This is a genomic window from Poritiphilus flavus (genome assembly GCF_009901585.1).
Taxonomy (GTDB): domain Bacteria; phylum Bacteroidota; class Bacteroidia; order Flavobacteriales; family Flavobacteriaceae; genus Poritiphilus; species Poritiphilus flavus.
Genome location: NZ_WXYO01000002.1, coordinates 588,120 through 611,538, shown reverse-complemented (window position 1 = coordinate 611,538; position 23,419 = coordinate 588,120). Strand labels below are relative to the sequence as shown.

Here is a 23,419-nt window from a genome sequence, read left to right as displayed (position 1 = left end):
CATGAGAAAATATTGCCTGGCACTAGACTTAAAGAATGACGAAAAATTGATCAGAGCCTACGAAGACTATCACCGGAAGGTTTGGCCTGAGGTACTGGATAGTCTGCGGGATTCAGGCATTGAGCATATGCAGATATACAGACTCAGCAATCGGCTGTTTATGATCATTGAGGTCTCGGATCATTTTTCATTTGAGAAAAAAGCGGAAATGGACTCCAGCAACCCTAAAGTGCAGGAGTGGGAAGAACTGATGTGGAATTATCAACAGGCCTTGCCTACTGCAGCCCCAGGTGAGAAATGGATGCTTATGGAAAAGATATTTGAGTTCCCTGTGAGTTAGTCCATCGGATGTTCTTTCAATAACTCTTCTGCTGTATAAAAGCCTTCCTTATCTTTTATTTCCTCCCGGATCTCCTTTACTTTTTCCGGGCTTACAGGATCAGCTTTGTTTCCAAATGTATTTCTAACGAAAGTGAGGACCGCGGCCATTTCCTCGTCATCCAACATGCCCCCGAAAGGTGTCATGGGCACCTGCCCCGGATATACCTTTCCCTTGATCTCTATAGGTCCCATCATACCCTTCATAGTAAGCTTGATCAGCCGCTCCTCATCACCTGTAACCCATTCAACACCTGACAATGGCGGGAACTGAGAAGCACTCAATCCCTTGCCGTCCGCCTGATGACAGGTTACACAAAAACCTTCCCTATGGTAGATCTCTTCGCCTTTAACGAACAGTTCCCGTTCCGCTCCTTCCAGGTCTGTCTGGGCTTTGAGGGTTTCCGGATCCTGGCCTAGATTATGCCCGTTCAAATGGGCCATGGAGGCTTCATACGGCATCTGCATCCAGTCATCTAATGACTTTTTACCAGCCGCTTCTACGATAGGTACGCCTTCGGATTTTGGGAGCCATGAAGCCGCTACTAAGGCCTCAAGCCGTACCCTGGGATTTTCATCATCAGCCGCTTCCATAAGCAACCCTGGCTGTTCAGCTATCTGATGGCCCGAGTACCTCAGCACCCTCACGGCTGCTGCCCTGGCCCGGAAATCCTCAGCTTTTAAAAGTTGTTTGAGTAGACCGGGGTCTACTTTATTAAGTCCCCAGCTAACCCAAAGCGCTTCCAAAAGATGGTGCTCATACCTTGGCTCATTTTGGTCCAGTTCGGCAACCCATTCGGACAATTTCTGAAGTACAGTTTCGGCATCCCTTGCCCGTAGTTCTCTTTTTGTCCGATACCTGCTGCGATATTCCGGTAGTTTTAGGTTTTCCAATAATTCTTCAATGCTGGCATCTACAATCTTGGCGGGTTGCACCAAAGGTCTTGAAGGATATGTCAATCTATATATCCTCCCGTGTACATGATCTCTAAGCGGGTCACGGGCGTTGTGCTGCATATGACCAATTAGCACATTGTGCCAGTCCACAAAATAGAGTGAACCATCCGGTGCGAATTCCATATCTACCGGTCTGAAATTGGGGTCCGATCCGGTTAACAGGTCTACCCGATGTTCACTTAAGTAACCGGCCGTCTTTGGATCGTCTTTCATAATATGCTGCTTGGTCCCGAGAAAGCCTATGGAGTTGTTGACGATAAGATCGCCCTGGATCTCATCCGGAAAATGCCTGCTGGAGATAAACTCCAGACCTGAGGTGGGTCTTACCCGATGGGCTTCTTCTATCAGGTTTTTCGGTAAAGGCGAAGCTTCTCCGTACCGGGGTTTTATAGTACCCGGACTCATCCAGGTAATATCCGGCCCCGAAGTATGCGCGAAAAAGGGTTGCCCCCAATCGTCAAAAGCAATGCCCCACGGATTTGGAATAGGAAGCTGAGCTGTACGCTCCAGATGATGCCTTTGTGGACTATAGCGATAGAAGCCACCATTAGTACCTCTTACCGGGCCATAAGCGGTTTCTACATTGGTGTGCAAAAAGACCCCTTCCGCCATATAGATCGCGCCGGAGGGATCCGTGGTAAAGGCACTGATGGCATGGTGCGTATCGTGATCATCAAAACCACTAAGGATGATCTCGGTCTCATCAGCATAGTCATCTCCATCCAGATCTTTAAGAAGTACCAGGTTGGTGCCCTGTGAAACATAAACGCCTTCCGGGGCAAATTCAAAACCAATGGTCAGGTGAAGCTTATCGGCAAAAATAGTCTGCTTATCCGCCTTGCCGTCCTGGTCTGTGTCTTCCAGAATAATAAGCTTGTCATTCGGTTTTTCATCGCCGGGTTTGTAATGAGGATAGCTGGGCATAACCGCCACCCAAAGCCTGCCTTTGTTGTCAAAAGACAATTGGACAGGATTAGCGAGGTCCGGAAATTCTTTTTCCGAGGCAAACAATTCCAATTTATAGCCCTCAGGTACTTTAATCGCATCCAGGGCATCCTCTCCATACAGGTATTTAGGGTTGCCGGCTCCATGGACCTGCACATAATTTGTTTCCACCTCTGGAAGTACGGAGGTTCTGGCATCCATGGCAGCCAGGTCCGTACTTTTACCTTTAGCGGCATTCCAGATAGCTGTATCCCTGATCGCCGTCATTTCCCTGGTCTTTTTAACTTCAGCCGGATAGTTATCAGGTCCGAAAGGATCAAATCTTCGACCGTAGGCATGCACCCCGTTGGGAATCTTGAAATCGTTATGCCAGAACCAGTTCTTTTCCATAACGGCTTCCCTGACCAACTCCAGGTTTTGGGAGGAACTTATGTCCGATTTGCCAAAGACCTCATCCGCCAAAAGTTTTGCCAATTTCTCGTATCCCTTGCTTTTCAGCTGAAATCCATCAGCGGTAAGCGCTTCCTCCGTTGAAGCGTACCACTGTTTTGAAGGTGTAAAAGCATCTACAAAAGGTACACTGTCCTTTGCCGCCACCTCTCTCATGGCCTCGGTGTATTTTTTCAGGTTTTCATTTTCTTTTCCACCATCTGGCAGATCCATAACGGATGAGAGGTCTTCAAAGGCAATTGGAGAAACCAGGACCAACTCCGGGGCACGCTGTCCGTTGTATTTCCGGGATTTGGTATGCCGGATAAAAGCCTCTAATTCCGCTTTGAAGTTATCCAGGCCTGCAGTTCCCTCGAAGGATTCATTATACCCAAAGAATGCGATGATGATATCCGCCCCAAGCCGGCTAAGCCATTCATCTTCTGTTTCAAAATGCCCTATGCTACCGGAATTCTGTGCAAGCTCGGTCTGAAACTCTTCTGCCCCGGGGAAAGCCCAGGGTGAATTCCTGGAGGAATGCGGTCTAAAGCCTGGCGTATTTCCTCCATCACACATATTTCGGATAAACAGCAAACTATCCGGGTATCTCAACTGCATTTCAGTTTCAAAATGACCAAAATTCATCATTCTGGAACCCAGGTTGTTCCCAATTAAAACAATACGTGATTCTCTTTTGAGATCGATCCGTTCTGTCTTTTTGCTACAGCTTAGGATTACTAATGATACGCATAGCACCAGGCAAAACCTCCGAACAGTATTCTTTTTGAATAAGGTCATATAGTGGATGTTGTTTTTATCATAAAATATTAGGACAGAATTACATGCCGGCCTTCTTCCACAGACCGCTCACAGGCTTCTATAATATGTTGGCAGCGAATCGCATCTTCCAGAGTGGAGAGGGGTTCTTCCCCCTGCCTTAATACCCGGTCTATAAAATGGGTCGCTGTATTCTTAATGGTTTCCGGATAACAATAATAGGTTTGTGAATGGGCTCCTTTAGGTTCATTGATCACCCAATCCCTGTAGCTATAGCGTGTACTTCCTTTGGTCCCGATGACCTTGATCATGCAAGTCCAGGGATCCCCGGAATGATCGTCATTAGCGAAGCTCGCACAAAGATGACTCAGTATGCCGTTTTCCATAGCGATTGTGGCCATGGCCACATTCTCCTGGGGTGCCAGGGTGGGGTCTACCGTATGTCTCATGCAGGAAACGCTTTTGGGTTCTCCGGCTAAGTACAACATGGTATAGGCATGATGCGTCAGTATCTGCCGGATAACCCCGGGATAACGCGCCCTGATCTCATCGGAATGATGAATATTATACATCATGTAAAACTGGGTTACTTTGCCCAGTTTACCACTTTGGATCATAGCTTTGGTGCGTTCAATACCGGCTTCATAAATATAGTTGTGAACCGGCATGCACTTAAGTCCGGTCCCGGTGACCGCCTTTTGCATTTCGCGGAGTTCTTCTATGTTCGAAGCCGCGGGTTTTTCCACGAGTATATGTTTTCCGGCTTTCGCGGCCCTGATCGTATATTCACAATGTGTCTCCATGTTGGTCAGGACAAAAACCGCGTCTATTGACGGATCAGCAAGTAATTCATCTACGGAACTATAGGTCCGGCAGCCATATTGTGCTGCTTTGACCTTGCCCTTCTCGGCTGTTCGGTTCCAAAGTCCCGCCAGTTCGGCTCCGGCCAGATTGTTTACGGCTTCGGCATGTAAGTCCGCCACATCGCCTGCTCCCAGCAATCCTATTCTAATGGTCTTCATATGTTAAGCATTGCCTGGGTTAGTAGACTTTTTTCTGCCATCTCCCTAAAAGCCAATAAGGAATTACGGACCCCCTCATTGATGGAAGTTAACGGTAAATCCTGAAAGGTTTTATCGATCTTACGATGATCCAGATCGGAAACAAACAAATTTGGATCTGCATCCTCCGCTATGGATATTTCTACCGCATTACCCATACCAAGTTTTTCGGCTTCGTCACGGACGATGTCCAGGAAGCTGTCAACAGGTATGGTTTCGCCTTTGATATTGAAGGAGCCAAAGCCTTCTAAAGGCTGTAAGGTAACGTGGGAAAAATGGGCGCCCACATCTTCAACAAAGTGATAATTCTCCCTACCTTGATAAGGCATTTCAAAAGGAATAACACGCCCGCTAACATGCCCAAGGGCGATAGCTTTCAAAGCATTGGTTGGGGCAGAGGTTTTTCCTTTATCCCGCCCTTTGCCATAGGTTGTGTTCAGTCTCAGGCAGACGGTAGGAACAGCCGTATTCTCATAGAACAAACGGGCCAGATGCTCACCGGCAAGTTTCCAGATACCGTAGTGGTTTGGCGGGGCCAGCCGCAGATCCTCATGAACACTTTTTTCAGGGTACATGGCCCTTTTACCATATACCGCGGCAGAACTGGCAAACACAAATTTTTTGAGTCCCTTGAGCTTTTCGGCAGTGTCAAAAAGTACCATAGTACCTCCCGTATTGATCTCCATCCCCTGTACATGCCTGGCGGAACAATCCGGGCTTTGAAAAGCCCCTAAGTGAATAATGTGACTTGGATCCGCCTCGAGAACCACGCTTTTTATTGCCTGGTAATCCGAAACATCAAGTGTGGCGAATTCCAACCGAGGGTCAAGATGCTCTCCCAGCCACAATTTTAAGGGATCCTTGTTATTGGTCCTGGAAGCAACCACTATCCTGCCGACCTCATCGGACTGCAGCAATTTGTAAATGGTAACCGCACCTATGCAGCCAGTGCCCCCGGTGATCAGTATGGTATGCATGTAATATTATTCTTCATTTTTAAAATTGATATCAGTTCATCTCCACCACTGCTTTGATATTTTTTGCTTTGATCGCTTCTTCAAAGGCCTGCTTCACATTTTCGAACTTATATCTGTTTACATAGTGTTCAGAAGGGAAGATCCCGGTAACCATGAGCTTTTGAGCGATCATATAATCTTCCCTGCAAGATCCCATGGATCCTCTCATATTCAGCGAGGTACGTGTAAGCTGAGTGGCATTAACAGGCACTTCGGTAGGATAGGTAGCTATTACGCAAATATCACCTTCCGGCCTTACCACATCTATGGCTTCGGTTAGCACGGCAGCAACTCCCGAGCACTCTATTAACAGATCTACCTTGCCTTCAACGCCAAAGGGTACACCCCTGGAATCTGTAATTCCCTGTTGCAACTGTTCGGTAAGTGTGTTCTCAGGGGAAACTTCAGCGGTCATAAAGCCGCGTTCCGCTGCTTTTTTAAGACGTACATCACGGTCCCGGCTTATGCCTGTTACCAGTACTCTGCCCCCGGCTGCCCTTGCCAGCTCGGCGGCCATCAATCCGATGATACCACATCCGGTGACTACGATGTCCTGCCCGGGTTTAATGTCGCATTTATTGTTCAGAGCGTTTACGATGATAGAAAGGGGTTCAACCAGGGCGCCCTGTTCTGGGCTTAGGCCTTCCATTAAGGTAACTACCCGGTCTGATTCCAAAACCACCTGTTGTCCGAATCCTCCGTTCCTATGAAATCCAATGATCTGCTTTCTTGGGCATAAATTCCATTTGCCAATTCGGCAAGCGTGACAATTCACGTCCCTGCAACCCAACATCGCTAGCGGGGTAAATATGTCCCCAACCTTGAGGTCTCCGTGGTCTCCAGGGCCCAATTCCAATATTTCCGCGCTGAATTCATGTCCAATGATCCTGGGGCGTTCTACCCAGTCAAAATTCGCTTTGCCCAGAGCGGCGCTATTATCAGATCCACAAATTCCTGTATACAAGGTCTTTGCAAGGATCTCTCCTTCTTTTAGCTGAGGGATCTCCAGGTCTACGATACTGGTATTTCGAGTCACGTCCCGGCCGTTCCACGGACTGATCTTTTCGCGTCCATGCAGGCAGAAACCTTTTAAAAGTTCACTCATTCCGTTACTGTGTTAACCAGGCCAGGAGGTCCCGGTTTCTTTCCAACTTTTCGATGCCGCGGAGGCCAAAACGGCCTCACATACTTTTTGGGTTTCCTGGGCCTCTCTAAAGGTAGGGGAACAGGGTTTATTTTCTTCCAGACTTTGGAGAAAATCAGCCATTTGATGCACAAAGCTATGCTCATAGCCCACAGAGAGTCCGGGTACCCACCACTTGTCCATGTACGGCATATCCCCATCGGTCACGTGGATGGATCGCCAGCCTCGTTCCAGGGAATCATCTCTATGATCAAAATATTCCAATCTGTTCAGATCGTGCAAATTCCATTTGATAGAGGCGTGTTGTCCGTTAATTTCGAAGGTATATAGCGCTTTATGGCCCCGGGCATATCGAGTGGATTCAAAAAGCCCAAGAGAACCATTGTCAAAATGGCAATGAAAAATGCAGGCATCGTCAATACCCACTTTTTGTTTTTTGCCTGATGCTGTATGTACCCGTTCCTTGATAAATGTTTCGGTTACAGCGGAAACATCCTTAATTCCTCCGTTCAACCACATGGCCGTATCTATGCAATGTGCCAAAAGATCTCCGGTTACTCCGGAACCTGCCGCATTATCGTCTAATCGCCACAAACCCTCACCCCCCTGAGGTAGTTCCGGGCTTATGGTCCAATCCTGTAAAAAGTTTGCACGATAGTGAAAGATCTTGCCCAGTTTCCCGGCATCTATAAGTTGTTTTGCCAGGGTTACGGCCGGGATCCGACGATAGTTGTACCACACGGTATTGGCAACACCGGCCTTTTCCACAGCATCTACCATAGGTTGGGCCTCGGCTACCGTCCGTGCGAGAGGCTTTTCACAAAGGACCATCTTACCTGCTTCAGCGGCCGCTATGGCAATTTCCGCATGTTTGTCATTGGGGGTACATATATCAATAGCGTCTATATCCGTCCGTTGGACCATTTTCCTCCAGTCTGTCTCAAAGGATTCGTAACCCCACTGTTTTGCAAAGGCCTCAAGTCTCTCCGCATTCCTGGCACTTACCGCTTTCAATACAGGCCTGTATTGGAGATCCGGAAAAAAATCCCCTACCCTCTTATAGGCGTTAGAGTGGGTCCTGCCCATAAAGCCATATCCGACCAAACCTATTCGTAATTCTTTTTTACTCATTGTTATTTAGTTGTTTAGGAATCATTGGATCATTCTGCTTCGTACCAGCCATGCATATCCCTTACCTGTATCATAGCGGCCAGGATATCGTTCCAGGTCTTGGGTTGCATCATCACCTCGTTGGGGAACATACAACCATCCCAGCAAATATGACGGAATCTTTTGGTCAGGGTTCCGTCTTCATCCCGTAACCAGTGCCCGGCATCCACAGGGATGTTCAACTTTCCATTGGGATCAGTGGCCTGGCAATGCCTACCGGTCTTATCATGTGATCCAGCTCCGAAGACCGTTCCGTCGTTTTGGGCCACATGAAAGTCTATGGTCCAGGGCCTGAGCGCAGCGGTAAGGGTTTTAAGTCCTGCAGTAAGTGTTTCCCGGTCATCCCAATCGAAATCCGCTGGCAGGATGCGCTCATCCGGTTTGTTGTAGCCGAGTAAATATAATAAGGTATGTGCCATATCTGCCTGGAACCCTATATTGGGCCGGTCCACGGCTTCAAGGGTATTTATCATCGATTTCCAGCCGTGCATTCCTCCCCAGCATATCTCCCCTTCGGCGGCCAGGGATTCGCCGTAATCCGCCGCAATATCACAAGCTTCGCGAAATGTCTGGGCTATGAGTTTTGTATTGCCTACCGGATCCTCAGCCCAACTGGCAGGGTCCACTGAAGAGTCGATCCGGACCACTCCATTGGGCCGTACGCCCAACGCCCTGAGTTCCTGTGCGATCACGCAGGATTTTCGTACCTGAGTAACAAATCTGTCCCTGTCTTCTTTGGATCCCATGGCTGACCCTCCTCCGGTGGGGGTCCATACCGGTGCCACAAGACTGCCGATCTCCAGGTTTTTGGATTGGGCCTTTTCAGCCATTCTCTTTATATCGTCTTTGGAAGAATCGATATCCATATGCGGATCGAAGAGAAAAAGATCAAAACCGTCAAACTTTACGCCGTCCACTTCAGCATTAGCGGTTAACTCGATCATGGTGTCCAGAGGGATTGGGGGTTCGGAATCAGGTCCTTTCCCAACTACACCAGGCCAGGAGGCATTGTGCAGTTTCGGGTAGTTGTTTTTTTGCATGTTCATCGTATTAGTTCCATTCCGGTGATCGAAATACCCGCCTTAAGGGATATTATCTGATAGGATTTTTCACCGGAAAATAGGGTTCGTCGTCTGAAATTCTAAAATAACTAAAAATCAGGTTTAGCAAAAATTAATAGGCTTATAAAAATTTTCAGCTTTTTTGTTGGATCAGGCAAGACAATTGCAAATTAATTATGATTTTAGCAAAAAACACAGTAAACTTATGTGTTCAAATGACCAACAACAAACAATCAAACAGGTCAACTAACTATTCTTAAATTTTATTGACTTATGGAAAACGCGACAAATATGGCGGGGATCAACGCCAAAAGGCTTTTTTACGGAAGCTGTTTTGCCCTGATCACCACCGCTTTATCCTTCAGTATCCGTGCAGGTATCCTACCTCAATTAGGGGAGGAACTAAACCTAACCGCAGAGCAATTAGGTTATATCAATTCCATGTGGTTTTTAGGTTTTCCTATCTCGATGGTGATCGGAGGGCTGATCTACCACAAGGTAGGTGGAAAGGCAATTATGCAATTTGCATTTTTCGCCCATGCCATCGGAATAATCATGACGATCTATTCCGGAAGTTATATAGGACTCATGATTTCCACCCTGCTCATCGGATTGGGTAACGGATGTACTGAAGCTGCCTGTAATCCAATGATCGCAGATGCTTACGAAGGTAATATGATGAGTAAGATGATGAACCGCTTTCATATGTGGTTCCCGGGAGGGATCGTTATAGGAAGTCTGGTTTCCAAGTTTATGACCGATGCAGGTCTGGGTTGGGAAACCCAGATCTGGGTAATCATGATCCCTACACTTATTTACGCCTATTTATTTTTCGGACAAAGCTGGCCAAAGGCAAAAGTCGCGGAAGCTGCCTCTATTGTAGGGAATCTGAAAGCCATGATCTCTCCCTTGTTCATTTTTATGATGATATGTATGTCGCTGACGGCGATCTCAGAATTCGGGCCACAACAGTGGGTAGGTCTTATTCTGTCTAAAAGCGGGGCTTCTCCAATGATCATACTGGCACTTGTAACCGGTATCATGGCAGTGGCCCGGTACTTTGGAGGGGAAGCTGTACACCGTTTCGACCAAACCGGTGTACTTTTAGGTTCTGCAGTGCTGGCCACTATTGGGGTATTCCTCTTTAGTACCCAAACCGGGGCGATGGCCTATGTTGCCGCTATTGTATTCGCATTGGGAATCGCCTATTTCTGGCCGAATATGATCGGATTTATTGCGGATAAAATTCCGAAAAGCGGGGCTCTTGGAATGTCCATCATAGGAGCTGTTGGTATGTTCGCGAATTCTATCTTCCAGCCAATCATCGGGAAGTGGATAGACAGTGACAGGGAAACTGTTGCTTCTTCAGGCCTTACCGGGGATGAACTGGAGTTGGTTGCCGGACAGGCTACCCTGGAAAAAATGACCTTATTCCCAGGAATACTGATCATTCTCTTTACCATTCTTTGGTTCTGGATCCGTAAACGAAAAGCAGATCAGCCAGTTGCCGCTCCGGCTACTTAGTCGGACATCTTTGGCAGCTACCTGATCTCAGGCAAGTGCAAAAGGATAAATTTAGTATTTCATGAAAATTGGGATGAACATGCTGCTCTGGACGAATCACGTTACAGAGCAGCATTTCAACATTATAGACGACCTAAAACAAACCGGATACGACGGAATTGAACTGTTTCTCGGAGAAGGAGACCTGAGCCATTATTCCAACTTGGGCAATCATTTCTCGAACATCGGAATGGGGGTAAGCTGTGTGGCCTCCCTGGGACCTGAAGAAAATATAGCCAGTCCTGATCCTAAACACCGCAGCGCGGGACTGGATAGGCTTAAGTGGTCTATTGACAGAGGAGCGGCATTGAATGCAGATGTAATGTGCGGCCCATTTCATTCCAGTTTTGCCTACTTTACCAGGCAACCGCCAACCTCGGAAGAACGCAGCAGGAGCATAGAACAACTTCAAAAGGCCGCGGAATACGCAGCCCAGGCCGATATAGTCCTGACACCAGAAGCGCTGAATCGTTTTGAATGTTATCTGTACAATACCATGGCAGATCTGAAAACCCTGGTGGAAAATGTAGACCATCCCAACCTCGGCGCCATGTACGACACCCATCACGGCAATATTGAAGAAAAGGGACAGGCAATCGCCTTAAAGACCATTGCTCCCTACCTAAGGCATGTACACATCAGTGAAAACGACAGGGGAACTCCGGGAAGCGGACAGGTGAATTGGCGGGAAGTATTCGCTACTTTAAAAGAGATAGGTTATGACGGCTGGCTTACCATAGAGGCTTTTAGTACGCTTATTCCGGAATTCGCAAATGCCATCAATGTCTGGAGGGATTATTCGCCGTCCGAAGAGATTTACAAAAAGGGGTATGCACTTATCAAAGAGGGTATGGGAATTTGATCCCGACCAGAAGGAGTTGATACTCTATCTGTTTTCAAAGCAATTTATTTAACTTGAAATCACCATCGTGAAATATTTAAGATTTGTATTAGTATTGGCCGTGTTATGGTCTTGTAAAGAGCAAAAAGAAAGCGCAAAAGCAGCGGAGGCTGTTGAGCAAGAGCCGAAGGAATGGCTAAGCTATGAAGGCGAAACAGCTGAGGCCAAACATATTGTGCTGGTTTCCGGGGATGAAGAATACCGTTCGGAGGAGGCCCTGCCACAACTTGCAAAGATCCTCTCTCAGAGGCATGGGTTCCGCTGTACCGTACTTTTCGCCCAGCAGCCTGGCAAACCAGGGATCATAGATCCAAACTACACCGGGAACATTCCAGGGTTGGAACATCTGAACCAAGCCGATCTGATGCTAATATTCACCCGATTCAGGGCCTTACCTGACGAGCAAATGAAGCATATTGATGATTATCTGATGGCAGGAAAGCCCCTGGTAGCTATCAGAACGGCTACACACGCATTTAATTTTGCAGACAGTATTCCTTCTAATTACCATCATTATGGCAACTACTACAAGGGTGATAAAGAAGCCTGGAAGGACGGATTTGGCAGGTTGGTATTGGGCGAGAACTGGGTGGCCCATCATGGCCATCACAAGCATCAGAGTACGCGTGGGGTCATTGCAAATAAAGAAGTGGCGCATCCCATTACAAATGGCATAAAGGATGGAGACATCTGGGGCTCTACGGATGTTTATGAAGTAAGGTTACCTTTACCCGGAGATAGCGAGCCAGTAATTCTCGGACAGGTGATAAACCGCAGCGGGGAATTTGATGAGGAAGACATCTTTTTCGGAATGAAACCGACTGACACAGAGCTGGCGGAAGTCAACAATAAGGGGATAAAAGTTAATGAAACCCTGATGCCCATAGCCTGGACCAAAAGCTATCAGCTGCCTGGAGGGCAGAAAGGAAAAGCATTCACAAGTACCATAGGCTCTTCCAGTGACCTACTTAATGAAGGTACCAGAAGACTACTGGTCAACGCGGTGTACTGGGGATTGGACATGACTGTTCCTGAAGCAGGTGACGTAGGATTGGTAGGCGACTATAAACCTACTGCTTATTCTTTCCAAACCGATGAATACTGGCAGGATAAACAACCCAGGATCGCGGATTTTGAGTAAAGGATCTATGGGGATTTCAGGTCTCCATTAAAATCCAGCTCATATTCGAATGGCTTACAGATAAGGTCGGTTATCAGACTTACCTCCCTCCTGTTTAATTCTCGTTGCTCATGGAATTCTCCTTTGAGGTTGGATTCTTGCCAAATTCGCATTAGCGTTTCACTATTGTATTCCATGCCCATCTTTGTCAGGGCTTTACCTATAAATTCCGCGGTAATACCTTTTCCTGATGCCGGCAAACCTTTCAACTTTGGAGCATAGGGCAACATTCCCTGATGCCATTCAAATTCTGAAACAATGCGCTCCGGATAAAACCAGGTCTGATTGGCCCATAAGTATGGAATTCCGATCCCTTTCAGCACTCCTGAAGCTCCTATGCGCTGCATGGCCTCAAATGCCGGATCATCTGGTGCCGTATCGATATAGGGCATGATATAGGCCTTTGCCTGGAGCAGGGACTGTTGTACTTTTCGAATAGAGACCTCTTCGGGAGATTGGCCTTCTAACACAGCTGTAGCTGCCAATGCTCCTGCCGCCTGGCCAATCCCTAAAACAACCGGTTGCAGCCTGGTAGTACCGTTAACAATGTTGGATACACTTATGTTCTTTTCAGCAACCAGGAAATTCGGAGTTGTTTCAGGGACAAGGCTACCCATCGGGATATTATAACTGGGGACCTTTATATTGATAAAATCAATCTCAGGGGCCTCAGGGTTTTTATCGTGGTGATGGTCTATGGGGTAGTCGCCAACTGCAATACCCGTTTTGTAGTAATTAAAGTTGAAGGGGCTTTCCAAATGGTCTGCTGTCAAAAATACTTTGCCTTTCATCCTCCTGGCTTCCCTATCGTAAGCAATGAAAGGCATATTGTCCTTAGTTGGGAATTCATCGGCCAGTCTCAGGTTTTTAAAGCCGAGTTCCTGTTGGATATAATAAACAAAACCAAGGGTGTGTCTTTTGGCTTCCTCCAGTCGATCAAGGCGTTCTTCTTTACTTAGTTCAGGCCAATTGAGATAATAATCATTGCCACAATTCGGCCAGTTGATCATGTATTTCCCATTAGGCAGCTTTCCGTAGTTGAGCATCTGTTCACAATCCGAAACCGCTCCGAACATTTCGCCCCCTTCCCGTTTACAGCAACAATCAAAAGCGGCGGCATCGTAACCCTTGGGTTTTCTGACCTTTCCTTTTCTGCCCCTGGCAGTTACAACATCCTCCAAAATGGCCACATAAGTAAGGTCCTGAACGATGTTGTTTGCACTTTCGGGGGCTTCCGCTTCTCCTGTATCTTGTTTGGAATCCATCCCGAGTCGAAAACCAGCACCAACCAATGGCAACAAATCACCAGTTTCTGTACCATCTATAAGAATTTTGGTTTTGGTGGCATTTTGTGCTCCATTCTGTTCCCATTCCACCTGCCAACCTCCAGGAATTTGTTGAATAGAGGTATAGATGGCCCCATAGGCTTTCTTTAAATTGGGCAAATCCGCCATTTGCTTTAGAATTCGATTTCCTGTGGAGGGCTCAAAAAGCGTATGGCTTACCCAGCCGGTAGCCACCGCTTTTGCACCTCCGTAATGGTCGTACAAAGCCTGTCTGAATTCGCCCCAGATCCCGGAGGGCATGAGATGATTCCCATCAATAGCAGATACACCTGCGGAAGTGAGCATTCCGCCCAACCAGGGAGTTTCTTCAAGTATCAATACCGAGGTACCCATTCTCGCTGCCTGTATGCCTGCGGCCGTTCCACCAGCTCCTCCTCCTATGATCAGGACGTCTACTTCTTGCTGCGCCAAAGCAGATGAGGAAATCAAAAAAAAGAAACAGAATACTAAGGAGATCAGGCTGAGTGGGCGTGTCTTCCGCATGGCTAAAGTCTTTTGTACAAATTATTAAAAAAATCCTTGTGCACCTTCAGGCCTTCATAAAAGAAAAAAACCTCATCCTGCAGCCCTCTTTTTCGGTTTGTTCTGATCATTTTTTTGAGGAAATTTCTACTTGGAGCATATTGGTCAACCTTCAGGAGAATCCCGGGAATAAAACGACTACGGTCTTCCTCTGAAATAAATTCCAAATTAGCATCAAGAGTCTTTTTATAGGCCTTGAGGTTGTAGCGATAAACCTGGGGTATTACATAGTCTACCCAGTCGTTTTCTAACCAGGTGGGCCAATCCTGAAGATATTCCTCCTTACTCCAGGGAAAAATACTTGGCGCCATACTGACGATCATTTTGGGATCTGAGGTTTTGACTTCCGTATAAATTCGCTTTGCAAAGTCATTCAGCTTATTTGCCCTCCAGTTCACCCAATCAGGGTCTTTATAGTCTTGCGGTGGATCCGCTCCGTTGTTCTCTGCTCTGTAAAGTTTTAAGGTATGGGGGTCGTAACCGGCAGTTGAGGGGTTTGCCGGAAGCCTATCATCCCCTTGTATCCCATCCACCTCGTAATTCCGTATAACTTCCAGGATCATTGAGATAAGAAAGTCCTGTACTTCTGGCAGAAAGGCATTCATCCACTGAAACCCATTTTTCTCAACCAAATTACCCTGATTATCTAAAGCGGCCCAGTGCGGTTTCGCGCGGATAATATGCCCTCCATCCTCTTCCTGGTAAGAGGATGAAAAACCGAACTCAAACCAGGCATGTACCTCAATTTGTTCCTTATGGGCTTCGTTTATAAGTTCTTTTAGAATATCCCTGTCTTTAAACCTGGGGCTAACCATTTTGCCAAAGGTGTTTTGCATCAGCTCACTGGGATAGAGGGTATAACCCCTATTCCAAACCACCACGTAGATCTGTGAAAAACCTGCTGCTTTGCAATCGCCCACAACCTTCTTTATGCCTTCAGGGGAGTCCAGGGCTTTACTGGCAACATCGGTAAGCCAGAACCCTCTTAAATCCTGTGACAGGCCCATCTCGGTAATCAGCAATACCAAACCAAGGATCACACATTTTTTTAAAGCCATATTGGGTCAATTCAAAGCGTTATTTAAAGCTGTTCCAAAGTCTTCCAGATCTCTAGCATGCCTCTGGGGATATGAAAACAGCCTTTCCACTTACCTCCTTTCAAATGGAGTAACACCTGCCCCTGTCGGTTTAGATAACCATACCATTCTCCTCCATTTTCCATATCCCGGAAATGCTGCCAGGCATATGTATGAACCCTCTCAAACCATTCGGCAGCCCTTGCACTTCCATTACAGGCATAGGCTTTAGCCAAGGCTACCAGCGCTTCCATATGAACCCACCAAAGTTTTTGGTCCCATTCCAGTTGCTGGGGTGGATGCCCCTTAATATCCATGAAGTAGAACAGACCTCCGTACTTTTCATCCCAGCCGTGCTCTAACTGCCGGTACATGACCTCCTCGGCCTTCGCGATCAGGTCCTGATCATTTTTTCTAAGACCGATATTCATCAGAAACCACATGGCTTCTATAGCATGGCCGGGATTGAGCAATCTCCCTTCGAAACTGTTCACAAACTCCCCATTTGGTCCTATATTTTCAAGAACCAGTCCACTTTTTTCGTCTAAAAACTGGCTCATGATCATCTCCACCAATTCATCCGTAAAATCCAGAATGTCTTCTGAACCCAGTACCGGCTCCAATTCCAGTGTCAAATTGCAAAGGATCATTGGCAAAGCGAAGTTTTTAAGCTGCCTGGTCCCGGGAAATGCTTTAGTGTATATCCCCTTGGGATTTTGTCTCCTGCTAAGAATATTGTCGAAAGTGTTCCGGGCAATTTCAGCGAATTCCGCTCTGGGCTCTATCTCATAAAGTTTCCCGAATGCCATAGCCGCAAAGCAATCGGAAAAAATATTATATGGTTGTACCAGAGGATTCCCTTTTCGATCCAGTGAAAAATACCAATTCCCCTCAGTATCCCGCCCATGTTTTGACAAGAATTCTGCCCCATTCAGGGCGATTTTTTTCCAGGATTTCCTGGATTCCACCTCTTTGTAGAGCTTGCCAAACATCCAAAGCTGCCTTGCCTGTAGCCAAAGGAATTTATCGGTATCGTAAACTTCACCTCCAGGAGTTAAGCAACTGAAATAACCTCCGTAGTCCATATCCAGGGAGTGTGCTTCCCAAAAGGGGATGATCTGCTCTAAAAGCTCCTTTTTGTATATGTCCGTGTACTCCTGCATATTACCATTAAGGGAATGTTCACAATGTATTGAAGTGTTCCTTATAGCGGTTATAAAGATGCCCGGCCTGCGGATAAGCAGACTGCGGACTCATAAAATGGGAAAATTCAAAAGTGATGGCTTTTTCACATCCGGCCCGTTTCGCCGCTTCCAGTTTCAGTAACAATTTCTCAAATTTTATCGGCAGGAATTTGATAGGCATATCCCTGTCGAAGGATTCTGAATTCGTCCAGGACTTTAGTCCGTGCTTATCAGCAAGGGCCTTGTTTAGTGTCAAATAATCCTCCAATTCTCCTATCTCCACCTGGCCATCCTGGAAAGCGACCACGTCTATATGGTCCCGAATCCCGGAAAAGATCTCATCCCATTCCTGCTCGTGTTGTTGAAGGCTTACCGCCTCCATTTTTTCCAGGAGATGAGTCTTGCTGTTTACGGCTTTTTTGCCATCTATCCAGGGAGAGATCAGCACTGGTAATCCATCACTAATCTGTTTGCAGTGTTTCCCCAGGCCACTTATGGCCTCTATAGCCCCTTTGGTCTTCCTGCTCAATTCCAGGCTAAGGTACCATCCTGCAAAACTGGGATGTTGTCCATATTTCCCAAAGGCCTCTTCAATTAAAAAAAGATTGATATCTACCTCCTGCTGCATATCCCCTGTATCCCAATAAACCCCGCTATCATAAGTGCCAAAATAAAACCGCATTCCGTGTTTGGAGGAGAGATCCAGGAAAAGTTGAACCAGATCCTTAGGTGGTTTAAAACAACCCTTTTGATCTATCAGATAGGCGGAGGGATATGTGAGGTAGTCGCGATATCCGGCCCTGATCAGAATTACTGTATCAATTCCCATGGCTTTCATATGGGCAAAGTCATTGTCCCATTCTTTTTCACCCCAGTTCTGATGGGGAATGTCATGGCTTATTTCATCTAAAAAAGTGCCGCTTATCTTCATTACAAACTTAAGTTAGGTGTTTTTCTCAAGCTTATCCCACCAATACTTCTTTAAGAGATAGCTGGTGAGTATGAGTACCGCACTCCAAATGAGCATTTCCGTATTTTCCCTAAGCATGAAATAAATTGGAATTACTACCTGGGCTAACTGCCATATTATCCCCACTACTATGTTAAAAGAATCCCTTTTAAAGTCCTTATTTGGCATAAAGGAAGGGTCTTCCCTGATCACCTCGTCACGAATAGGTCCCCAGAATCCCCAGGGCCTGGTCTGCTTGTAAAACTGTTTTACCTGTTCCCGGTTGGGCAACGGCTTTAAATAAGTCCCTACAATACAACCGATCATAGCAAAGAGGAAGATGATAGGGAAAACAAAAATATCCACGTATTCCGGAAAGAAGAAAAGCTTGGTGGTTGAAGCGATCAGCCCGAAAAGCATTCCCCAGAAATAACCGTGTCCAGTAAAGCGCCACCAAACCCATTTCAAGACATTGGCTGCCACATATCCGCCATACAATGCAGAACTCAACCAAAGTATAAGCGTATTCAGGGAGCCGGCATTGAATCCGAAGAATATCCCTACCATGACAAGCAAAATGGAAGAAAGGATACTCAGTCGAACAAGCCTCTTATCCGATGCCCCCGGCCTGATGTACTTTTTGTAAATGTCATTCACGATATAGGCCGGCGCAGAGTTCACAAATGCCGCAAAGGTACCCATGAAAGCTGCCAGGAATCCGGCAAGCATCAATCCCTTTAGACCTACCGGAAGGAAGTTGTTTATAGCTAATGGCAGTACTTTTTCAAAATCAATAGCATCTCCCATGGCGGTCAATTCCGGACCCAGATACACCAGGGACAAGACGGTAAAGCCGATGATCATGAAGTAACGGGGAATGAACAATACCGTCACGGTCAGGAAGCTCATTTTTGCGGCCTCTGCCGGTGTTTTTGTGGCAAGGATCCGCTGCATATCATAACTGGGAACGGGGCCTGCAATGGAGGCAAATATCCCTTTGAGTACCATGAGCATAAAGAGAGCTCCGAAAAGTGTAAATCCGTCATTCGCGATTTTATCATTGACCTGTGGAAAAGGGGTGCCGCTCCAATCCAGATCCAGGTTCCAGCCAAACCAAAGATCATTCCAGCCTTCGGGAACTACAGCTTCTACCTGCCCGGCCTGCACCAGATTATATCCAACAATACCCACACCAACACAGGCGATAGTCATGATCACAAATTGCATCACCTCTGTAGCTACCACGGAGTGCATACCTCCTTTTACTGTATATAGGGAAGTAAGTCCGCATATGATCAAGGCATAGCTTCTTTCGGAGCTGATCTTGTAGCCCAGGAACTCGAAAGCAAGGTCCCAGGGAAGGATAGAGGTGCAGTACTTGCCTATTCCTTCAAAGAAATAGGCTATGAACCCAAGTACACTGATCACCGCAAAAATTACCACAATGATATGGGAGAGCTTTGCCCCTTTCCCGTCTCCAAAACGAAAGGTAATCCACTCTGCGCCGGTCATTACGTTAGACCTTCTCATCCAGATCGCCAGGTACACGAATACGAATACCTGATTCCAGACTGGCCATAGCCAGGGTAGCCAGGCGCTTTTTAGACCGTATACAAACAGTATGCCCACGGTCCACATGGTCCCGGAAATATCAAACATTCCGGAGGCGTTGCTAAGCCCCAGATAGTACCACGGTAGTTTGTTACCCCCTAGAAAATAAGACTCCAGGTTCTTGGAAGAGCGTTTGGATAAATAGAATCCCAGCGCCAGGATACCTATCACATAAGCGATTACAATTCCAATATCCCAAACTGATAATGACAAGGCGGGTGGCTAAATAGTTAATTGCATTTTTGGAAGCACTAAATATATTATTATTTCTTAGATTAAGGCTTAAATGAAGGTGCTTAGTAGGTAGAAATTATAAAATGAGCTTGATTACCATCACTTCTGTAATATGCATCACCTTATTTGCATTACTTGGGTTGTTCCTGCTGGGAACTCAAAGAGGTAGAACTATGGTCAATCGGTTCCTGGGCTTGTTTTTTCTCTTCTGGGCCCTTGATTTTCTCGATGGCCTCTTAATGCTTAACGGCTTTTACCTGGATTACCCCAACCTGGCACTTTTAACAGAGCCCTTTATTTTCCTTTACGGGCCCCTGATCTACGCATATACAAGGAATACATTAGATCCGGAAAGGAAGCTCCGGAAAGCAGACCTGTTACATCTGATTCCCTTCCTGGCTGGGATATTGCTCATTGTACTGGTTTACCATATCAGACCCAGAGAAACAAAAATAGCTATTCTGGAACAGGTTATTTCCCTGCAACAACCCTGGGAGGCCTATTTTGTTTTTCTATTGATCTACCTGCATTTCTTTTGGTACTTATTGATATCCAAACGACTCATCAGCAAAGCCACATATCGTATAAAACAGTTCTACTCGCACAACAATCTGAACTGGTTGAGGCAACTTCTGAATGCCCTTATCATTGTGATGATAATTTCTGTGATAAACAGTACGCTGCAATTTGGGGGATATCGGGACTTTTTTGAATTCAGCCTGTTGCTTATACAATTGACTACCGGCATATTCATAGCCCGATTGATTTTCAAGGCATTGGACCAACCTTCGTTCTTAATACAGGCTCAGGAGCAAGAGAAATACGCCGCCAGCCGTCTGGGCGAGGAAGAGTCGCTTTCCGTAGCGGAACTGATCCTTAAGGCACTGGATGAGGAACAACTCTTTCTGGATCCTGAACTGACATTGGATGGATTGTCTAAAGCGGTGGGAACTTCAAGCAGAAAGCTGTCGCAGGTGATCAATGAGCGGCTGGGAAAGAATTTTTTTGACCTTATAAACGGCTACAGAATTGAAGCTGCCAAGCAAATGCTGGAAGAAAGGGACGATCCCAAACTTACCGTGCTGGAAGTTATGTATGCCGTTGGCTTTAATTCCAAGTCCTCTTTCAACACCCAATTCAAGGCGAAGACCGGCCTTACCCCTACTGAATTCCTTAAAATGCATTCGTAGGTTTTACTTTCTGCATACCGGAATCCGAACTGATTTAAATGCGTACGACTTCGTGTAATCGGTCGTACAAAGTGATTTGTCTTCTGAGATTTACCAACGAATCACAAAAAACATTTCTCATGAAAACTCCCTTTAACATCGCTCAGGATCAGATCACATTCAAGAAGCAAGTTTGGTACCACTTTTACATGGGTTTCATAATTCTTCTCTTCTATGTATTCATATCAAAATTCCTAGTAGACCTCGGCTACCCAGGGCTTACAGCACTTTTAGTCGTAGAACTCCTTATTCTGGTTCCCCTGGTGACCGGACATTTGCTATGGAAAGGTAAAAAGCTCAATGGCCGGGCAAGTTTAAAAAATGTCATTGCCTACACCAAAAAGCTGTCCTTTAAGCAATACCTAAAATGGTCACTAATAGGTTTTTTATCCTGTATCCTCATCTACATACCCTTGTACCCGCTAGGACTTTTTGTCAAGGAATCGTTATTCTCCTGGTTGCCGCAATGGTATTTTGATCCTGGCTTTGGCACCGCGGATACCGAGCTGATCGCCAAGGTATTCTTTGCTGGTATTTTTATAGACGGCATAGCCGGACCGGTTGCCGAAGAGTTATTTTTCCGGGGATATTTATTACCCAGAATGGCTTATTTAAAAAAATGGGCGCCAGTGGTCAATGGCTTGTTTTTTGGCTTGTATCACTTTTGGCAACCACATAACTATATCGGCATCATTGCCGTGGGCATCATCATCAGTTTCGTTGTTTGGAAAAAACAAAATGTTTATTTGGGGATCATTATCCATTGCGCTCTGAACATCTTAGGGGCCTTAGGTGGTTTCCTTGCCGCGAGCGAAGGAGTAATGATAGCCAGGTAGAGCGTACTTTGAAAAAGTCAGGATATCCAAATCAGTTAAAGTTCGCATTATGCTGTTTCCATAATTGCTATCTTTAATTGAAGATTAGGAAAGATGTCGCGCATTTCCACAAACAGCATCAGGTATCAACCTGTTATGACCCGGATTTTGATCCTTAGCTTATTGACAGTGATTTTCGCAGACTGCAAACCCGGTTTACCGAAGCAAGAATACCTCCTGGATGAGTTGGATCTTGTCCCGGAGGGTATAGCTTATGACTCCAGGCAGAACAAATTGTTTCTTACCAGTATTGCAAAGTCCAAGATCATTACAGTGGATATTAAAACCGGCTTGCAGGAGGACTTCATAACAACAGGACAACATGGTTTCATGCCGGGTGTTGGCATTCTTATAGATGAAAAGCGGGAAGTGGTGCATGCTCTGGCCGGTTATTTCCCTTTAAACGATTCGATGAGTTCCCTTTACACCTTAGACCTGAATACTAAAAAACTTTTGAGTAAACTACATCCTTTGGATAGCGCGGACCATTTTTTAAATGACCTGGTCATGGATAAAAAAGGAAATCTATACATAACGGACTCCAAAGCCTCTGCCATATATAAAATGGAAGTAGGAGCGGACAAATTAGAGCGCATCTACGGATCCCAGGAAATCCAATACCCTAATGGGATAGCGATTTCGGAGGATGATTCCAAACTTTACATAGCCAGTTTTACCAAAGGAGTGCGGATTTTAGATCTGGCTTCCAGGGAGCTGGTAAATGAAGCAGATGCGAACAACTGGTCCCAGGGAATAGACGGACTTGAGTTCTATAGGGGCCATTTATACGCGGTTCAGAATGGAGTTCGCCTTCACGGTGACAACTTCAGAAAGCTAATCCTTAATGAGACACAGGACAGTATTACCGCAGTGGAGCAAATCCTGTCCAAAGACCCACGACTCGATCTGCCTCTGACCTTTTGTATTGTGGATGATAAGGCCCTGCTCATTGCAAATTCCAATCTTCAATATCTGGATCAATCCACCCTTAGAATAACGGAACCTGATTCCTTGAAGCCGACCAAATTAATCGCTTTAAATTTGGTGGACTGACGCATTATCCGAAATGCTTTAATGAAGTTGAGTAACTCGCCTTAAAAGGATTATCTCCTGATAATTGAGCAGCTGATTTATGTCATTCCTGTCCTTTATCGAATATCCCCGCACTTTATGCCCTTTTATAGCCTTGCTGAACCTTTGATGCTAGATTTGCTAGGCAACACTAATAGAAGGACACATGAAACTGCCAAAAAATTGGCTTTTCCTGATTGCGTTTTTTTTACTTTTTCTTCCCTCCAGGGCACAGGAAGTTTACCGCAAAGCTGAGAATATCCGATCTGAGGTTTTAGAGGAACTTTCGGAAATAGGCTCTCTGTATTTTGAATCAGACAGTGGTGATTTAAATACTGAAAACAGAAATCAGCTAGAACGCCTTAGTGTCTTGTTAGAGGAGAACAAATTACTGGAACTCCTGGTCACCACCCATACAGATTCCCGTGGGAGTTTTTCAAAGAACAAATCACTCTCGTTAAAACGAGGAAAGCAGATAAAGCAATTTCTGGTAGCACGGGGGATAGCCCACAATCGGATTTTTATAGAAGCATTAGGAGAGGAGCAATTAATAAACGACTGCTCAGATGGAGTTAGCTGTAGAGACTCGCTTCATCGGCAAAACCGCAGGGCGGAATTTATAGTTTTTATTGATTAAATAAAGTTTTAAAAAAATCGAATCTATTTTGATAAATGTGCATTAAATCAGGATCAGTTTTTAGAAAAAAGCAAAAGTTTATCCGCTTTTTAAAGGTCTGACA

General features: G+C 45.9%; 19 protein-coding genes. 8 read left to right on the top strand and 11 right to left on the bottom strand.

Going from position 1 to position 23,419, the window contains the following annotated elements:
- The first annotated feature begins 1 nt into the window (after window position 1).
- On the top strand, window positions 2-340 hold the full coding sequence (locus GTQ38_RS20945) for an L-rhamnose mutarotase (RefSeq protein ID WP_238857809.1): 339 nt from the start codon (window positions 2-4) through the stop codon (window positions 338-340).
- On the opposite strand, the gene GTQ38_RS05990 is transcribed toward GTQ38_RS20945, so the two are convergent.
- The 6 genes from GTQ38_RS05990 to GTQ38_RS05965 are packed head-to-tail and all read right to left on the bottom strand — an operon-like array spanning window position 337 to window position 8,917.
- Window positions 337-3,507: a PVC-type heme-binding CxxCH protein gene (locus tag GTQ38_RS05990; RefSeq protein ID WP_161434565.1), complete on the bottom strand. Its 3,171-nt coding sequence runs from the start codon at window positions 3,505-3,507 to the stop codon at window positions 337-339. The genes GTQ38_RS20945 and GTQ38_RS05990 overlap by 4 nt on opposite strands.
- Before the next feature lie 29 nt (window positions 3,508-3,536).
- Window positions 3,537-4,508 (bottom strand): Gfo/Idh/MocA family protein, encoded by a 972-nt coding sequence (locus tag GTQ38_RS05985; protein WP_161434564.1) that lies wholly within the window; start codon window positions 4,506-4,508, stop codon window positions 3,537-3,539.
- A complete protein-coding gene (locus tag GTQ38_RS05980; RefSeq protein WP_161434563.1) occupies window positions 4,505-5,524 on the bottom strand; it encodes an NAD-dependent epimerase/dehydratase family protein in 1,020 nt (339 codons plus the stop codon). The genes GTQ38_RS05985 and GTQ38_RS05980 overlap by 4 nt, the downstream gene beginning before the upstream one ends.
- A 31-nt stretch (window positions 5,525-5,555) precedes the next feature.
- The gene (locus GTQ38_RS05975) at window positions 5,556-6,668 is read right to left on the bottom strand and encodes a zinc-dependent alcohol dehydrogenase (protein WP_161434562.1); all 1,113 of its coding nucleotides are present in this window, start codon (window positions 6,666-6,668) and stop codon (window positions 5,556-5,558) included.
- Window positions 6,669-6,680: 12 nt separating this feature from the next.
- Window positions 6,681-7,838: a Gfo/Idh/MocA family protein gene (locus GTQ38_RS05970; protein ID WP_161434561.1), complete on the bottom strand. Its 1,158-nt coding sequence runs from the start codon at window positions 7,836-7,838 to the stop codon at window positions 6,681-6,683.
- A 29-nt stretch (window positions 7,839-7,867) separates the two neighbouring features.
- Window positions 7,868-8,917 (bottom strand): sugar phosphate isomerase/epimerase family protein, encoded by a 1,050-nt coding sequence (locus tag GTQ38_RS05965; protein ID WP_161434560.1) that lies wholly within the window; start codon window positions 8,915-8,917, stop codon window positions 7,868-7,870.
- Window positions 8,918-9,211: 294 nt separating this feature from the next.
- Between GTQ38_RS05965 and GTQ38_RS05960 the strand changes: the two genes are divergently transcribed.
- From GTQ38_RS05960 to GTQ38_RS05950, 3 genes are all read left to right on the top strand, one after another.
- A complete protein-coding gene (locus GTQ38_RS05960) occupies window positions 9,212-10,462 on the top strand; it encodes an MFS transporter (RefSeq protein WP_161434559.1) in 1,251 nt (416 codons plus the stop codon).
- A gap of 61 nt (window positions 10,463-10,523) precedes the next feature.
- A complete protein-coding gene (locus tag GTQ38_RS05955) occupies window positions 10,524-11,363 on the top strand; it encodes a sugar phosphate isomerase/epimerase family protein (RefSeq protein ID WP_161434558.1) in 840 nt (279 codons plus the stop codon).
- A gap of 67 nt (window positions 11,364-11,430) precedes the next feature.
- Complete coding sequence (locus GTQ38_RS05950; protein WP_161434557.1) at window positions 11,431-12,543, top strand: ThuA domain-containing protein; 1,113 nt, start codon at window positions 11,431-11,433, stop codon at window positions 12,541-12,543.
- A gap of 5 nt (window positions 12,544-12,548) precedes the next feature.
- Here the strand turns inward: GTQ38_RS05950 and GTQ38_RS05945 are convergent, their stop codons facing one another.
- The 5 genes from GTQ38_RS05945 to GTQ38_RS05925 are packed head-to-tail and all read right to left on the bottom strand — an operon-like array spanning window position 12,549 to window position 19,483.
- Window positions 12,549-14,411 (bottom strand): FAD-dependent oxidoreductase, encoded by a 1,863-nt coding sequence (locus GTQ38_RS05945; RefSeq protein WP_161434556.1) that lies wholly within the window; start codon window positions 14,409-14,411, stop codon window positions 12,549-12,551.
- Between the two features lie 2 nt (window positions 14,412-14,413).
- On the bottom strand, window positions 14,414-15,508 hold the full coding sequence (locus tag GTQ38_RS05940; protein ID WP_161434555.1) for a glycoside hydrolase family 10 protein: 1,095 nt from the start codon (window positions 15,506-15,508) through the stop codon (window positions 14,414-14,416).
- A gap of 23 nt (window positions 15,509-15,531) precedes the next feature.
- Window positions 15,532-16,689, bottom strand: a complete 1,158-nt coding sequence (locus GTQ38_RS05935; protein WP_161434554.1) for an AGE family epimerase/isomerase — start codon at window positions 16,687-16,689, stop codon at window positions 15,532-15,534.
- A 19-nt stretch (window positions 16,690-16,708) separates the two neighbouring features.
- A complete protein-coding gene (locus GTQ38_RS05930; RefSeq protein WP_161434553.1) occupies window positions 16,709-17,641 on the bottom strand; it encodes a DUF4434 domain-containing protein in 933 nt (310 codons plus the stop codon).
- 12 nt (window positions 17,642-17,653) lie between these two features.
- Window positions 17,654-19,483 (bottom strand): sodium:solute symporter family protein, encoded by a 1,830-nt coding sequence (locus GTQ38_RS05925; protein WP_161434552.1) that lies wholly within the window; start codon window positions 19,481-19,483, stop codon window positions 17,654-17,656.
- A gap of 104 nt (window positions 19,484-19,587) precedes the next feature.
- On the opposite strand from GTQ38_RS05925, the gene GTQ38_RS05920 reads away from it, so the two are divergent.
- The 4 genes from GTQ38_RS05920 to GTQ38_RS05905 all read left to right on the top strand — a co-directional run bounded on the left by GTQ38_RS05920 (window position 19,588) and on the right by GTQ38_RS05905 (window position 23,316).
- The gene (locus GTQ38_RS05920; protein ID WP_161434551.1) at window positions 19,588-20,694 is read left to right on the top strand and encodes a helix-turn-helix domain-containing protein; all 1,107 of its coding nucleotides are present in this window, start codon (window positions 19,588-19,590) and stop codon (window positions 20,692-20,694) included.
- Between the two features lie 119 nt (window positions 20,695-20,813).
- Entirely contained in the window at window positions 20,814-21,569 is a 756-nt protein-coding gene (locus tag GTQ38_RS05915; protein ID WP_161434550.1) for a CPBP family intramembrane glutamic endopeptidase, read from the top strand.
- 135 nt (window positions 21,570-21,704) lie between these two features.
- Window positions 21,705-22,661, top strand: a complete 957-nt coding sequence (locus tag GTQ38_RS05910; protein WP_161434549.1) for an SMP-30/gluconolactonase/LRE family protein — start codon at window positions 21,705-21,707, stop codon at window positions 22,659-22,661.
- 184 nt (window positions 22,662-22,845) lie between these two features.
- On the top strand, window positions 22,846-23,316 hold the full coding sequence (locus GTQ38_RS05905) for an OmpA family protein (RefSeq protein WP_161434548.1): 471 nt from the start codon (window positions 22,846-22,848) through the stop codon (window positions 23,314-23,316).
- Window positions 23,317-23,419 lie beyond the last annotated feature (103 nt).